Consider the following 15,333-nt stretch of genomic DNA (forward strand, 5'->3'; position numbering starts at 1 on the left):
GGTTCCTTATTGCAGTTTCTTGGCCTTCTCGAAGGCCTCGTCGATCGAACCGACCATGTAGAAGGCCTGTTCCGGCAGCGAATCGCATTCGCCGTTCACGATCATCTTGAAACCACGGATGGTTTCGGCCAGCGGAACGTACTTGCCGGGCGAGCCGGTGAACACTTCAGCAACGTGGAACGGCTGCGACAGGAAGCGCTGGATCTTACGCGCACGGGCCACGGCTTGCTTGTCGTCAGGCGACAGTTCGTCCATGCCCAGAATCGCGATGATGTCGCGCAGTTCCTTGTAGCGTTGCAGCGTTTGCTGCACGCCACGCGCAACGGCGTAGTGCTCTTCGCCAACGACTTGCGGGTCGAGCTGGCGGCTGGACGAATCCAGCGGATCCACGGCCGGGTAGATACCCAGCGAAGCGATGTCACGCGACAGCACGACGGTCGAGTCCAAATGCTGGAAGGTCGTGGCAGGCGACGGGTCGGTCAAGTCATCCGCAGGGACGTACACGGCCTGGATCGAGGTGATCGAGCCCGTCTTGGTCGACGTGATGCGCTCTTGCAGCTTGCCCATTTCTTCCGCCAGCGTGGGCTGGTAGCCCACGGCCGAAGGCATACGGCCCAGCAGTGCGGACACTTCCGTACCGGCCAACGTGTAGCGGTAGATGTTGTCCACGAAGAACAGGATGTCACGGCCTTCGTCACGGAACTTCTCGGCCATCGTCAGGCCGGTCAGTGCCACGCGCAGACGGTTGCCCGGGGGTTCGTTCATCTGACCGAACACCATCGCAACCTTGTCCAGAACGTTCGACTCTTCCATTTCGTGGTAGAAGTCGTTGCCTTCGCGGGTACGCTCACCCACACCGGCGAACACCGACAAGCCGCTGTGCTGCTTGGCGATGTTGTTGATCAGTTCCATCATGTTGACGGTCTTGCCCACGCCGGCGCCGCCGAACAGGCCGACCTTGCCGCCCTTGGCGAACGGGCACACCAAGTCAATCACCTTGATGCCGGTTTCCAGCAGTTCCACCGACGGCGACAGTTCGTCGAAACGGGGAGCGTTCTGGTGAATGCCACGCTTTTCTTCGTGTTGGATCGGGCCGGCTTCGTCGATGGGACGACCCAGCACGTCCATGATGCGGCCCAGCGTGCCGGTGCCGACCGGCACCGAGATCGGGGCGCCCGTGCCGTTCACCTTCATGCCGCGGCGCAGGCCGTCGCTGGAGCCCAGCGCAATGGTACGCACCACGCCGTCGCCCAACTGTTGCTGCACTTCCAGCGTCAGACCCTTTTCGGCGAACGAGGAAGACTCGTCGTCAGCCAGAGTAAGCGCTTCATAGATCTTGGGCATGTGATCGCGGGGGAACTGAATATCCACCACGGCGCCGATGCACTGAACGATGGTTCCGTTGCTCATGTCGATTCCTTGCTTGATAGCTTTAGACGGGAGCTGCCTGCCTTAAACGGCGGCAGCGCCCCCTACGATTTCCGAAATTTCTTTGGTGATCGCGGCCTGACGGGTCTTGTTGTAGACCAGTTGCAGCTCTCCGATGACCTTCTTGGCGTTGTCCGACGCCGCCTTCATGGCGACCATCCGGGCCGACTGCTCCGAAGCCATGTTCTCGGCCACGGCTTGATACAGCAGGCCTTCAACGTAACGCTGGAGCAGATCGTCGATCACGCTACGGGCGTCGGGTTCGTAGATGTAATCCCAGCTGTAGTCCGACTTCACTTCCGACGTCTTGGCCAGGCTATCAGCACCCGTTTGGTACGGATCTTCCAAACCACTGGCCAGAGGCAGCAGACGCAGGAACAACGGCTCCTGCTTCATCGTATTGACGAAGCGGGTCGACGCCACGTACAGCGCATCGATACGGCCTTCCAGGTAAGCGTCCAGCTGCACCTTGATCGCGCCCAGCAGGCGGTCCAGTTGCGGCTTGTCGCCCAGTTGCACATCCTGGGAAACCAGATTGGCGCCGATACGGGTCAGCACACCCACGCCCTTATTGCCGAAAGCGGTCGCTTGCACGGCAACGCCGTTTTTCTCGAACTCTTTCAGCTTGCCCAGCACCACGCGAGTGATGTTGGTGTTCAAGCCGCCGCACAAACCCTTGTCAGTCGTCACCATGACCACGCCGACCGCCTTGACTTCGCGTTCGACCAGGTACGGGTGGCTGTACTCGGGGTTGGCCTGCATCAGGTGCGCAGCAATCTCGCGCACCTTGGTGGCGTACGGACGACCAGCACGCATCCGCTCCTGCGCCTTGCGCATTTTGGATGCGGCGACCATTTCCATCGCCTTGGTGATCTTGCGCGTGTTTTGCACGCTCTTGATCTTGGTTCGGATTTCCTTAATTCCGGGCATTGCGCTTTCCTGTGAAGACTGGCCGATGGGTTCCGCTCACGCCTCAACCATCCGGTAAGGATGGGTGAGGCGTCGCAGACGCCTAACCCATCACTTTCTTAAAAAGCACCGTGCTTCTTGAATTCCTGGACGGCGGTCGCCAGTTCGGCTTCGTCGTCCTTGGACAGTTCCTTGGTGTCTTCGATGCGCTGGATCATGGCCGCATGCTTGGCCTTCAGTTGATCCTTCAGCGACTTCTCGAACGACAGCACTTGGGCCACGTCCACGTCATCCAGGTAGCCGTTGTTGACCGTGTACAGCGTGACGGCCAATTCCCACACTTGCAGCGGCTGGTATTGCGGCTGCTTGAGCAGTTCGACCACGCGCTTGCCGCGTTCCAGCTGGCGACGGGTTGCGTCGTCCAGGTCGGAAGCAAACTGCGCGAAGGCGGCCAATTCACGGTACTGCGCCAAGTCGGTACGGATACCGCCGGACAGCTTCTTCACGACCTTGGTCTGAGCAGCGCCACCCACACGCGACACCGAGATACCGGCGTTGATTGCGGGGCGGACACCGGCGTTGAACAGGTCGGTTTCCAGGAAGATCTGGCCGTCGGTGATCGAGATCACGTTGGTCGGAACGAAGGCGGACACGTCGCCTGCCTGGGTTTCGATGATCGGCAGTGCGGTCAGCGAACCGGTCTTGCCCTTGACGGCGCCATCGGTGAACTTTTCGACGTAGTCTTCGTTCACGCGGGCAGCACGTTCCAGCAGACGCGAGTGCAGGTAGAACACGTCGCCCGGGTAGGCTTCACGGCCCGGCGGACGGCGCAGCAGCAGCGACACTTGGCGATAGGCCCAAGCTTGCTTGGTCAGATCGTCATAAACGATCAGAGCGTCTTCGCCGCGATCGCGGAAGTATTCGCCCATCGTGCAACCGGCGTAGGCGGCCAGGTATTGCATGGCGGCCGAGTCGGAAGCCGAAGCGGCCACGACGATGGTGTATTCCATCGCGCCGTGCTCTTCCAGCTTGCGGACCACGTTGTTGATCGTGGAAGCCTTCTGGCCGATAGCGACGTACACGCAGGTGACGCCCTTGCCCTTCTGGCTGATGATCGTGTCGACGGCGACGGCGGTCTTGCCGGTCTGGCGGTCGCCAATGATCAGTTCGCGCTGGCCGCGGCCAATCGGAACCATCGAGTCGATAGCCTTGACGCCGGTTTGCAGCGGCTGCGACACCGAGCGGCGGGCAATAACGCCAGGCGCCACTTTTTCGATGATGTCGGTGGCCTTGGCATTGACCGGGCCCTTGCCGTCGATCGGCTCGCCCAGCGTGTTGACCACGCGGCCTTTCAGTTCCGGACCAACCGGAACTTCCAGAATGCGGCCGGTCGTCTTGACCTGGTCGCCTTCGGAGATGCCGGTGTAGTCGCCGAGGATAACGGCGCCGACGGAATCACGCTCAAGGTTGAGCGCCAGACCGAAAACGTTGTTGGGAAATTCGAGCATTTCGCCCTGCATCACATCGGACAAGCCGTGGATGCGGGTAATACCGTCGGTCACGGACACGACGGTGCCCTGAGTACGGACATCAGCCGAAGCGCCCAGGCCCTCGATGCGGCTCTTGAGCAGTTCGCTGATCTCGGAGGGATTGAGTTGCATATTGACTCCTGGAATCCTGTTAGTTGCCTTAAGCGGCGAGCTGATCGCGCATGCGGACCAATTGGGCTTGTACGGAAGTATCGAGCACCTGGTCACCGACAGCCACGCGCACGCCGCCGATCAACGACTTGTCGACGGTGACGTTGGGCTTGAGCTTGAGGCCGAATTTTTGTTCGAGGGCGGCAACCAGTTCTTTGACCTGGTCATCGCTCAGTTCGAACGCGCTGGTGATTTCCGCCTGCGCCGTGCCCTCGTGACGATTCCGCAGCACCACGAATTGCGTGGCGATGTCGGGCAGCAGCAGCAGCCGGTCGTTTTCAACCAGCAGCTCGATGAAATTGCGGGCGGCCTGCGGCAGTTCGGCCTTGATCAGGCCGGAAAACAGCTCAACGCGCTGCTTGTCACCCAGACGCGGGTCGGCCATGGCCTCGCGCACGTCGGGGTTGGAGGCGACCTGTGCCAGTTCGCTGACCAGGTCGGCCCACACCGGCAAGCCGGCTTTGTCGTCGCGCGCTGCGCTGAAGAGCGCTTCAGCGTAGGGCCGGGCAACAGTGGAAAGTTCAGCCATGACGGTCCCGGATTAAAGCTGCGCGCGAAGCTGGGTCAGCAGCTCAGCGTGGGCGCGGGCGTCAACCTCGCGCTTGAGGATCTGTTCAGCACCCTTGACTGCCAACGCGGCAACGTCGTCGCGCAGCGAGTCACGAGCGCGCTGGACTTCCTGCGCGGCATCTTGAGCTGCCTGCGCCACGATACGGGCGCGTTCGGCTTCCGCTTCACGGCGGGCCTGCTCGATCAGGGAGGCGGCTTGCTTTTCGGCCTCGATGATGCGGGCGTGGTTTTCGGACTTGGCAGAAGCCTCGATCAGACTGACACGCGCCTGGGCTTGAGCCAAGTCGGCTTTGCCCTTCTCGGCGGCGGCTAGGCCGTCGGCGATTTTTTGGCGGCGCTCGTCCATCGCCTTCGTCAGAGGAGGCCACACGAATTTCATCGTGAACCAGCCCAGAACGAAGAACACGAGCATCTGGAAAATGATCGTCGCGTTCAGATTCACGGTCGTTCCTTTAACACCTTGCGGCTCCGACCGCACCCGGAAAGGGGAGTCACGGAGCACTCGATACTTTGCCGACCGGCGATGGGACTTGCACCCACATCGCCGCCAGCGTCATGACCCGCCTATTCGCCGGCGGGCGCTGCCTTATCCGACGAACGGGTTGGCGAAGGCGAACAGCATGGCAATACCCACGCCGATCAGGAATGCCGCGTCGATCAGGCCAGCCAGCAGGAACATCTTCGTTTGCAGAGCATTCATCAGCTCAGGCTGACGAGCCGAAGCTTCCAGATACTTGCCGCCCATCAGTGCGATGCCGATGCAAGCGCCGATAGCACCCAAACCGATGATGAGACCGCAAGCGAGGGCAACGAAAGCGACGTTGGTCATGACAACTCCTTGGTTAGAAATCTGAAGTCAAAAATTGAAAAATAAGGGGTACAGCTCAATGCAAGATAATCTTGCTATCCCACGCTGGCCGGGTGGCCAGCGCAAGAAATTCGGGGGATCAGTGGCCTTCGTGTGCCTGGCCGAGATACACCAGCGTCAGCATCATGAAGATGAAGGCCTGCAACAGAACGATCAGGATGTGGAAGATCGCCCAGATGGAGCCGGCCAGGATATGGCCGATTCCCAAGCCGATGCTGGCACCGTTGAAGCCGGTCCAGGCGCCGCCCAGGAGGGCGATCAGCATGAAAATCAGTTCGCCGGCAAACATGTTGCCGAACAACCGCATGCCCAGCGATACGGACTTGGCGGCGTATTCGATCAGGTTCAGCAGCAGGTTGAACGGAGCCAGCACGACGGCGGCAAAGCCATGTGCATGGAACGGCGCGGTGAACAGTTCTTTGACGAAGCCGCCCGGGTGCTTGATCTTGATGCCGTAGTAGAACATCAGGAGCAGCACGCCCAGCGACATGCCCATCGGCACGTTCAGGTCGGCGGTCGGCAGAATGCGGTGGTAATAGAGAGGATCGCCGTGTTGCGCACCCAGGCCGGTCAGGCGCCAGATGGAGGGCAACAGGTCAACCGGCAGCAAGTCCAGCGCGTTCATCAGGATGATCCAGAGGAACACGGTGAGCGCCAGCGGGGCGATGAAAAGACGGCTCTTGGCGTTGTGGACGATGCCCTTGGCCTGGTCGTCGACCATGTCGACGATCATTTCCACAAAAGCCTGGAAGCGGGTCGGCACGCCACTGGTGGCGCGGCGAGCAGCGCGCCACAGGAAGAAGATGACGATCAGACCCATCAGGCCGGACCAGAACAACGAGTCGTAATTGATGATGTCGAACTGAGCAATTGCGCTCTGTTTCTCACCGGTATTGTTCAGGTGCACCAAGTGATGCTGAATATACGCGGACTGAGGCGACACGTCGCTGGCAGCAGCCATTTGAATCCTACCCTTTTGCTGTAAGCCCGGACCCTTGCGAGCCGGACGATTCCACGATCACGTTTGCCGCTACTTACTACTCGGCGCTAAGACAACTTGCGGAACATCAAGAGCAGGAGGTAGCCCTTCAATGTGAGTATCAGACCAAGCAACGCGGCGGGCCAAACCAGACTGTCCTGCGCCACATGCGAAAGCAGCCACAACAGCAATGCCGTTGCGAACAACTTGATCAACTCACCAGAGAGAAAGGTAAAGGGATTGGCCCGACCGGCCCGAACGCTGACAACCAGGCGCAATGCGAACAACGCATTGGGTATGAAATACGCTCCCGCCCCCGCCAGCGCCGACCAACCTGCCGCCGCCCCTCCTACAACCCCCGCAATTACTGCTGCTGCGAGCCCCATGGCGCCTTGCGCCACCAATGCCAACAGGAGCCCGCGGCTAGCTTGAGCATTCAACGCCGCGCGATCCGCGTCGCTGAGAACCAGAACTTGATCCACGCCATCCTGGTCCAACAAACCCTGCTGCGCGTTTTGCATCGAGTTCTGCATCAAACTTCCCCGCTGTACTTCTTGCCCCTATCAGAACCGGCGTGCCCGCACTTGAAACCTGATGCTTTGGCCCTACATAGGGCAAAGGCACCGCTTTCCGTACGCGCTAGTGTCTGGGTTCAGCCTGTCTGGGGTACTGCTTTCAGCAGCCGCTTTTGGTAATGGCTTGTCCAGCTTTCGCCGTTGAGCCCTCCGCCTTAAGCCCTCCACCGTTAAGCCTTCGCTTAGCGTTCCTACCCTTGATTCTTCAGACTGCGCCCGTCCACCGCTTACCAGCCGCCACGTGTTCTTATCCCGCAAGCGTCAAACCCGCAGAGTATAGCGTGATTCTTTTTGCCCAAGCAAATGAACTTTCGGCGGTTTGTAAGGTGCAAACAACGGCCGGATCGTACCAAAAATAGGGACGCGAGCACGATCTCCAAGACAGTTGCGCAAGGCTTGCGCAACTGTCGGTTCTCCAAGGAAAAAAAGTGGCCCCGGCATCGGGGCCACTTTGTTCCGACTGACGGTGCAAACGGCTTTTGCTTAATCTTCCTTGACCGGCGGCGGCGCCCACAAACCGTCCAGCGCCGTGTCTTGCGGCCAGTACAGGCGCATGCTCAACAGGAACGGGGCATCAGCGGCCGGCGTGCTGATCCAGTTGGCGCGCTTCTTTTCGCCAGGATCCCGGCGCTGAATGTAGATGTCCAGCGAACCATCCGCGTTGTACTTCAGCCCATCCGTGCTGCGCAGCGCGTAGCGGTTGGCGGGATTGTCCGGAAAGCCGTGCTTGTCGTTATAGACATGCAGCGACCAGAATGCGTTTGCCGGCGGCAACTGGCCCTTGTCGAAGTGCAGCACGTAGTCCTCGTTGGAATTCAACTGGCGGCCCTTTGAATCCGCCACCGTCACGGGGTACAGCACGTCTTCCGGGGTTGGCGCCCCCAGGCCCGCGTAAGCGATGGCCGCGCGGCGCGCATAGTCCGTGCCGTATGTGCCAATGCCGGACAGGACCGTGTTCCACCCATTGATCGGCGTACCCAGTCGCGACACACCGTCGGCGATGCGGCGGCCAGCCAGCGGCTGCGCGTCGGCCAGCGCCTGCTGCACGGTCGGGCTCAGGCGTCCGTACGAAAACGGCTGGCGGTTGTCCAGACCGATACGGCGCATCCGATCCAGGATCGGCGAGTCATTGGCATGCGGCGGGTTGTTGCGCAACACATCAAAGAACAGCGCGAAGAACGACGCCGCGTCCATGCTGGCCGCCTGTTCCGCGGGCGTGCCCTCGGGCAGGTTGACCGGCGTGGGCAACGGCAAGTCGCTGCCGATCGGCGCCGAGCCCACACCCGCGCCTGTCTGGGGATAGGCGCTGCCCGTGTAGCGGCTGCTGCCACGGACGGGCGTGGATGCGGTCTGCGCGATCAGCGGCACGGCGGTCATCGCGGCCTGGATCTGGTTGACCGCGGCATAGTCCTGCGGGCCGCCGGTCTGGATCCAGCCGATCAGCCAGCCGCTTGAAGTCGGGCTGCGGATCACGTCGATGCCCGCAGGCACGCTGCCCTGCCAATTGGGGCCGACGATGGCGAAGGACTGCGCGCCATTGCCATTGGTGCGGGTGCCGCGCGAGGCGAACACGTCGCTCCACATATCCAGCGCGGACAGCACCGAATAGCGTCCGCCCGTGTCCGGCAGGTTCACGATCAGCGGCGCCTGCGACACGTCGAACCACAAACTGGAGTAAAGCGCGTCGGCGCTGGGCCACGGCGTATCCGCCGCGCGCGGATCCGGGAAGGCGGCCTTGTGGCCGAACTGGTTCACGGGAGCCTTGCCGTCCAGCGGGTTTTGCACGGCGGTGGCCTTGCGGCGAGCCAACTCCATCAGCACCATGGGGTAGGCGTAGACGTAGGCGTCGATGGCCGTGTCGCGCAATTCCTGCTCGCTCATCTGCGGCGCGGACGTCGTGGCGGGATAGGGCGTTTCAGACACCAGGCGCAATGTCGAACGCGGGGATTGAGCCTGGGCGGCGGTCACGAAGCAGACGCTCAGCGCGCCCGCAAGGACCGCAGTGGACCACCGGCGATTGGCGATAAATGTACGCATGCAAGGCTCCTTCTTGATTTTGTTTGCAAGCGAGCCGCCGCGCGGGACTTGCCAGGGTGGGCAAGCCATTCTGGCGCGGCACCTCTTGATGACGCTCAACCAGCATAGGGAAGAAGTCTGCAACAAGGTGCTGCCTAGACGTTTCAAGGCGCAACGGCGAAATTGAACCGTGCGCCCATGAAAAAGCGCGCCCCGAGTGGGGCGCGCTGATCAATCCGGCTTGCCCGCGCCCGCCGCGCGGACGTAACAAGCCTTAACGGTGTTTAAAGTCCGGTTTGCGCTTTTCGGTGAAAGCCGCCATGCCTTCCTTTTGGTCTTCGGTGGCAAACAGCGAATGGAACACGCGGCGCTCGAACAGCAGGCCTTCGTTCAACGAGCCTTCAAACGCGCGGTTCACGCATTCCTTGGCCATCATGACCGACGGCAGCGACATGGATGCGATGACGGTGGCGGCGTCCAGGGCTTCTTCCATCAGCTTGTCGGCCGCGACCACGCGCGAGACCAGCCCGGCGCGCTCGGCTTCTTCGGCGCCCATCATGCGGGCGGTCAGCGCCATGTCCATGGCCTTGGCCTTGCCCACCGCGCGCGGCAGGCGCTGCGTGCCGCCTGCGCCCGGGATCACGCCCAGCTTGATTTCCGGCTGGCCGAACTTGGCGGTATCGGCGGCGATGATGATGTCGCACATCATGGCCAGTTCGCATCCGCCACCCAGCGCATAGCCGGCCACCGCGGCGATCACGGGCTTCTTGATGCGCTTGAGCGTTTCCCAGTTGCGGGTGATGTATTCGCTGCCGTACACATCCATGTACGACCAGTCTTTCATCGCACCGATGTCCGCGCCCGCGGCAAAGGCCTTCTCGCTACCGGTGATGACCACGCAGCCGACGTCGGCATTCGCCTCGAACGCCAGCAGCGCCGCGCCGAGCTCATCCATCAGTTGATCGTTCAGCGCATTCAGCGCCTTGGGGCGGTTCAGCGTCAGCAGGCCGACGCGGCCCCGGGTCTCGACCAGTACAAACGACTCGCTCATTGAATGTCTCCAGTAATAAGATAGAAGCATGAAAAAATCAGATGCCGCTTTTCCGATACTTTACCGCCTTGCGCCGTTCGATCCGGCAGGACACCGCTACCGGATAACCCTAACCATTGACACGCCGTCTCCGGAAGGCCAGCGCCTGTCGCTTCCGGCCTGGATTCCGGGCAGCTACCTGATCCGCGATTTCTCGCGCCAGATCGCATCCTTGTCAGCGCACGCGGGCAAGCGGCGCGTGAATGTCGACAAAATCGACAATCACACCTGGCAGGCCGCGCCTTGCGAGGGCCCGCTGCGGGTGGAATATGTGGTGTATGCCTGGGACCTGTCGGTGCGCGGCGCGCATCTGGACGAAAGCCACGGTTTCTTCAACGGCACCAGCGTGTTCCTGCGCGTGCATGGCCAGGATCACCTGCCCTGCCTGGTGGACCTTGAACCGCCGCGCGGGCTGGACGGCTGGGGCGTCTACACCAGCCTGCCGGAAGCGCGCGGCCACAAGGGCGCGGCCCGCCGTCATGGCTTTGGCCTGTACCTGGCGCCCGACTACGACGCGCTGATCGACCATCCTGTCGAAATGGGTACGCCGCATGTGGCGACGTTCACCGCCCATGGCGCGGAACACGAACTGGTCTTCACCGGCGTGACGCCGAACCTGGACCTGGCCCGCATCACGGGCGACGTGAAGAAGATCTGTGAAACGCAGATCGAATTCTTCGAGCCCCGCACGAAACGCGCGCCCTTCCTGGACAGCTCCGACCGCTACGTCTTCATGACCATGGTGACGGGCGACGGCTATGGCGGCCTGGAGCATCGCGCCAGCACCGCGCTGATGACCTCACGCAAGGACTTGCCGGTACTGGGCCAGCAAGGCCAGGGCGAAGGCTACCGGGGGTTCCTGGGGCTGGTCAGCCACGAATACTTCCACACCTGGAACGTCAAGCGCATCAAGCCCCAAGCGTTCGCCCCCTACCACCTGGAACAGCCCGACCTGACGCGCCTGCTGTGGGTGTTTGAAGGCTTCACGTCCTACTACGATGATCTGTTGCTGCTGCGCTCGGGCGCCATCACGCAGTCCGATTACCTGCGGCTGTTGGCCAAGACCGTCACCAGCGTGGCCCGCACCCCGGGCCGCGCCAAACAGTCGGTGGCGGAAAGTTCGTTCGACGCCTGGACGCGCTATTACAAGCAGGACGAGAACTCGCCCAACGCGCTGGTCAGCTACTACACCAAGGGTGCGCTGGTGGCGCTGGGCCTGGACCTGCTGATCCGCCGCGACAGCGCCAGCAAGCATTCGCTGGACGATGTGATGCGGCTGTTGTGGGAACGCTATGGCCGCGACTTCTATCAAGGCAAGCCCCAGGGCTTGCCGGAAGACGGCCTGCCCGCGCTGATTCAAGAGGCGACAGGCGTGGATGTCCGGCGCTTCATCGCGCGCCACGCCTACGGCACGGCCGATGTGCCGCTGGCCGAACTGCTGGCGGCCGAAGGCATTACGCTGCAATGGAAGACGGCGGCCAACATCCCGTCGATGGACGTGCGCACGCGCAAGCAAGGAGACTCGTTGACGCTGGCCACCGTGCTGGAAGGCGGCGCGGGCCACAAGGCCGGTCTGTCGGCGGGCGATGTGCTGGTGGCGGTGGATGGCTTGCGGGTGGATGCCCCTGCCGGCCTGGACCTGCTGCTGGCGCAGTACCGCCCCGGTGACCGCGTGACGGTGTATGTGTTCCGCCGCGACGAATTGCGCGCGTTCCGGGTGAAGCTTGCTGCACCTGAAGCACTGGACTGCGTGCTGACGGTATAGCGTGGCCGGACGCCATGCGCAAAGAGCGGGGGCCGGCACAGCCCCTGCTCAGTTCAGCTTGGCCCCCGAGACTTCGACCGCCTGTTTCCACGCGCCCAGTTCGCGGTCAATATGGCTGGCGAACTCGGCCGGCGTGGATCCCACGGTTTCGTAGCCGTAGCCGGCCAATTGCTGCTTCAACGCCGGCAACGCCACCGCTTCGGCAATGCCGCGGCTCAAGGCATCCACCACGGCGGGCGGCGTGCCCGCCGGCGCCAGCACCCCGTACCAGCCGTTGACGACGAAGCCGGGCACGCTTTCGGCCACGGTCGGCACGTCTGGCAGCAAGGGCGAACGGCGCTCGCCCGTCACCGCGATGGCTTTCAGCTTGCCCGCCTGCACTTGCGGCAACGACGTCGAGATGCTGTCGAACATCAACGACACTTCGCCGCCCAGCAGGGCGACAACCGCCGGGCCGCTGCCTTTGTAGGGCACGTGCATCATGTCCACGCCCGTCTGGTTCTTGAACATCTCGGCGGCCAGGTGGCTGGTGTTGCCGTTGCCCGCCGACGCGAAGCTGAGCTTGCCAGGATGGCTCTTGCCGTAGGCGATCAGTTCGGGAATGGTGTTGGCGGGCGTGGACAGCGGCGCCGCCACCAGCATCGGCAAGGTCGCCACCAACGATACCGGCGCGAAGTCGCGGCGCGTGTCGTAGGGCAGCGACGGATACAGGCTGGGGTTGATGGCATGCGCGGCCAACACCATCAGCAAGGTATAGCCATCGGGCTTGGCGCGCGCCAGCTGCGCGGATGCAATGGCGCCTCCGGCGCCCGGCTTGTATTCCAGCACCACGGGCTGGCCCCACTTCTTTTGCAGTTCCGCCCCAAGCGGCCGGGCCAGCATGTCGGCGCTGCCTCCCGGCGGATACGGGATCAGCAACGTGATGGGCTTGTCGGGATAGACCGGCGCGGCCTGCACCCCAAGGGACAAGGCGCAAAGCGAAGCAGCGATCAGAAGGGAACGGATCATCAGAGGTCTCCTTGGCCCGACACCGGGCGCAAACCGTCAGGCGTAGCGCGGTGCGCCGGCCGGGTCCAGCACGATCACTCGCGGGGCTGCCAGGAAATGCAGCGGCGCATCGGTCACGGAACGCAGAAAACCCGCGCTGACCCCCGCCGTCATGGCGTAGACGCTCAAGCCGTGCGGCGTGACGTCGATCACCGCAAGATCGGTATAGATGCGCGTCACGACCCCTTTGCCGGTCAGGGGATAGGTGCATTGGCGCAGCACCTTCGGCGTGCCGTCGCGGCCGCGATGCTCCATCGTGACCAGCACCTGCTTGGCGCCCACGGCCAGATCCATCGCACCGCCCACGGCCGGAATGGCATCGGCCGCGTCGGTCTTCCAGTTGGCCAGATCGCCGGCTTCGGACACCTGGAACGCGCCCAGCACGGCGTAGTCCAGGTGGCCGCCCCGCATCATCGCGAACGACACGGTGTGCTCGGTGATGGATGCGCCGCCCAGCAGCGTGATGGGCTGGCGGCTGGCGTTGATCAGGTCCAGGTCCACGTCTTCGCCGGTGGCGGCGGGCCCCATGCCCAGGATGCCGTTTTCACTGTGCAGCAGGATGTCCTTGTCAGACGGCAGATAGTCGCCCACCAGCGTCGGCATGCCGATGCCCAGGTTGACGATGGAACCGTCGGGGATGTCGCTGGCCAGCAGTTGCGCGATCTGCGGACGGGTCAAGCCGATGATGTCTTGCATGTCAGGCCTCCACCCGCACCACGGATTTCACGAAGATGCCTTGCGTCATGACTTGCTCGGGCACGAAGGTGCCCAGCGGCACGACCTCGTCGACCTGCGCGATGGCGTGGCCTGCCGCCATGCACATCACGGGATTGAAGTTGCGCGCGGCGTGGCGGTACATCAGATTGCCCCAACGGTCGCCCAGGTGCGCGCGGATCAGCGCATAGTCGCCCCGCAGCGGATGCTCCAGCACGTATCCCACGCCGCCGATGACCTCCTGGCGGCGGCCCTCGGCCAATTCGGTGCCGTAGCCGGTGGGCGTGTAGAACGGTCCCAGCCCCGCCCCGGCCGCACGCAGCCGTTCGGCCAGCGTGCCTTGCGGCACGCATTCCAGCTCTACCTCGCCGGCACGAAACGCACGGGCGAAGGCATCGGAATTAGGCGGGCGCGGATGCGAACAGATGATCTTGCGGACCTGCTTGCGGATCAGCAACGCGGCGATGCCACGCTCAAACGTGCCGGCATTGTTGGAAATGATGGTCAGGTCGCGACGGCCCGACTCCGCCAGGCATTGCAGCAATTCGTAGGGCACGCCCGCCTCGCCAAAGCCGCCCACCAGCACGGACGCCCCATCCGGGATGACCGCCACGGCCTCGGCCATGGATGCTTGTATCTTGTCGATCACTTATTGCTCCTGTGCCAGTCCGGCCGTATCCACGATCTGTTTCCAACGGGCGCGCTCCTGGTCGATGAACGCCGTGAACTCGGCTGGCGTGTTGCCGCCGGCCTGCCCGCCCATGGCTTTGAAGCGGTCACTGATTTCAGGACTGCGCACGACGTCGCGCGTGGCGCCGTAGATCTTGCCCACCACCTCTTCCGGCGTGCCCGCAGGCGCGACCAGGCCAAACCAGGCGGTCACCACCATGTCCTTCACGCCGGCCTCGGCCATGGTCGGCACGTCTGGCAGCTCGGCCAGCCGACGATCACTGGTGACGGCCAGCGCGCGCAACTTGCCGGACTGGATGTACGGCATCGAACTGGGCAGGTTGTCGATCATGAAGGTGAACTGCTGACCCAACAGCGCGGCGACGGCGGGCCCGGCCCCCTTGTAGGGCACGTGCGTGCCGGGGATGCCGGCACGCTGCTTGAAGAGTTCGGCCGACAGATGCGGCGATTGGCCCGCGCCAGAACTGCCGAAGGACACCTTGGCCGGGTCCTGCCTGGCCTGGGCCAGCAGATCGGCCACCGAACGGACGGACGACGCCTCGTTCACGACCAGCACGTTGGGCACCGAGATCACCAACGTCACCGGCGCGAAGTCGGCAGGCTTGTAGGGCAGCGTCTTGTACAGCGCGTAGTTGATCGCGTTGGGGCCGATGTTGCCCATCAGCAAGGTGTAGCCGTCGGGCTTGGCGCGCGCCAGGGTCTGCGCCCCGATGATGCCGGCCGCGCCCGCGCGGTTCTCCACGATGACCTGCTGCCCCAGCTTGGCGCCCAACTTGTCCGCGATCAACCGCGCGGCGATGTCGGTGGTGCCGCCGGGCGATGCCGGGATGATGAGGGTGATGGGCCGTTCAGGCCAGGCTGCGTGCGCGGCGTTCGCCATGGAGAACGCCAACGCACCAGCGGTCAGCCAGCGCTGCGGGTGCAACATGCTTGTCTCCCTACCTGATCGTCGAGCGGATCAGTTTGAGGGGGCAGTGTGTGC

At 63.1% G+C, this 15,333-nt stretch carries 15 protein-coding genes; 1 reads left to right on the top strand and 14 read right to left on the bottom strand.

Annotated elements, in window-relative coordinates:
• Positions 1-6: 6 nt before the first annotated feature.
• From atpD to HV753_RS16160, 10 genes are all read right to left on the bottom strand, one after another.
• Entirely contained in the window at positions 7-1,410 is a 1,404-nt protein-coding gene (atpD, locus tag HV753_RS16115) for a F0F1 ATP synthase subunit beta (protein ID WP_175175520.1), read from the bottom strand.
• 42 nt (positions 1,411-1,452) lie between these two features.
• Entirely contained in the window at positions 1,453-2,358 is a 906-nt protein-coding gene (gene atpG / locus HV753_RS16120; protein WP_175175521.1) for a F0F1 ATP synthase subunit gamma, read from the bottom strand.
• 98 nt (positions 2,359-2,456) lie between these two features.
• Positions 2,457-3,998 (bottom strand): F0F1 ATP synthase subunit alpha, encoded by a 1,542-nt coding sequence (gene atpA / locus HV753_RS16125; RefSeq protein WP_175175522.1) that lies wholly within the window; start codon positions 3,996-3,998, stop codon positions 2,457-2,459.
• Between the two features lie 28 nt (positions 3,999-4,026).
• Complete coding sequence (locus tag HV753_RS16130) at positions 4,027-4,566, bottom strand: F0F1 ATP synthase subunit delta (RefSeq protein ID WP_175175523.1); 540 nt, start codon at positions 4,564-4,566, stop codon at positions 4,027-4,029.
• A gap of 12 nt (positions 4,567-4,578) precedes the next feature.
• On the bottom strand, positions 4,579-5,049 hold the full coding sequence (locus tag HV753_RS16135) for a F0F1 ATP synthase subunit B (protein ID WP_175175524.1): 471 nt from the start codon (positions 5,047-5,049) through the stop codon (positions 4,579-4,581).
• Between the two features lie 144 nt (positions 5,050-5,193).
• A complete protein-coding gene (atpE, locus tag HV753_RS16140; RefSeq protein WP_003815363.1) occupies positions 5,194-5,436 on the bottom strand; it encodes a F0F1 ATP synthase subunit C in 243 nt (80 codons plus the stop codon).
• A 118-nt stretch (positions 5,437-5,554) separates the two neighbouring features.
• On the bottom strand, positions 5,555-6,436 hold the full coding sequence (gene atpB / locus HV753_RS16145) for a F0F1 ATP synthase subunit A (RefSeq protein ID WP_175175525.1): 882 nt from the start codon (positions 6,434-6,436) through the stop codon (positions 5,555-5,557).
• An 86-nt stretch (positions 6,437-6,522) separates the two neighbouring features.
• The gene (locus HV753_RS16150) at positions 6,523-6,936 is read right to left on the bottom strand and encodes an ATP synthase subunit I (RefSeq protein ID WP_425485906.1); all 414 of its coding nucleotides are present in this window, start codon (positions 6,934-6,936) and stop codon (positions 6,523-6,525) included.
• A gap of 576 nt (positions 6,937-7,512) precedes the next feature.
• On the bottom strand, positions 7,513-9,066 hold the full coding sequence (locus HV753_RS16155) for a DUF1254 domain-containing protein (RefSeq protein WP_175175527.1): 1,554 nt from the start codon (positions 9,064-9,066) through the stop codon (positions 7,513-7,515).
• Between the two features lie 253 nt (positions 9,067-9,319).
• Complete coding sequence (locus HV753_RS16160; RefSeq protein ID WP_175175528.1) at positions 9,320-10,096, bottom strand: enoyl-CoA hydratase; 777 nt, start codon at positions 10,094-10,096, stop codon at positions 9,320-9,322.
• Between the two features lie 28 nt (positions 10,097-10,124).
• On the opposite strand from HV753_RS16160, the gene HV753_RS16165 reads away from it, so the two are divergent.
• Complete coding sequence (locus HV753_RS16165) at positions 10,125-11,900, top strand: M61 family metallopeptidase (RefSeq protein ID WP_175175529.1); 1,776 nt, start codon at positions 10,125-10,127, stop codon at positions 11,898-11,900.
• A 48-nt stretch (positions 11,901-11,948) separates the two neighbouring features.
• On the opposite strand, the gene HV753_RS16170 is transcribed toward HV753_RS16165, so the two are convergent.
• Genes HV753_RS16170 through HV753_RS16185 form a run of 4 tightly spaced genes read right to left on the bottom strand, consistent with a single transcriptional unit; the run spans position 11,949 to position 15,279 of the window.
• Positions 11,949-12,908 carry a Bug family tripartite tricarboxylate transporter substrate binding protein gene (locus tag HV753_RS16170; protein WP_175175530.1) on the bottom strand — a complete coding sequence of 320 codons (960 nt, stop codon included), beginning with the start codon at positions 12,906-12,908 and terminating at the stop codon, positions 11,949-11,951.
• 36 nt (positions 12,909-12,944) lie between these two features.
• A complete protein-coding gene (locus HV753_RS16175; RefSeq protein WP_175175531.1) occupies positions 12,945-13,643 on the bottom strand; it encodes a 3-oxoacid CoA-transferase subunit B in 699 nt (232 codons plus the stop codon).
• A 1-nt stretch (position 13,644) separates the two neighbouring features.
• Complete coding sequence (locus HV753_RS16180; protein WP_175175532.1) at positions 13,645-14,310, bottom strand: 3-oxoacid CoA-transferase subunit A; 666 nt, start codon at positions 14,308-14,310, stop codon at positions 13,645-13,647.
• Positions 14,311-15,279 (bottom strand): Bug family tripartite tricarboxylate transporter substrate binding protein, encoded by a 969-nt coding sequence (locus HV753_RS16185; protein WP_175175533.1) that lies wholly within the window; start codon positions 15,277-15,279, stop codon positions 14,311-14,313.
• Positions 15,280-15,333 lie beyond the last annotated feature (54 nt).

This window comes from Achromobacter pestifer (assembly GCF_902859625.1).
Lineage (GTDB): Bacteria > Pseudomonadota > Gammaproteobacteria > Burkholderiales > Burkholderiaceae_B > Achromobacter > Achromobacter pestifer.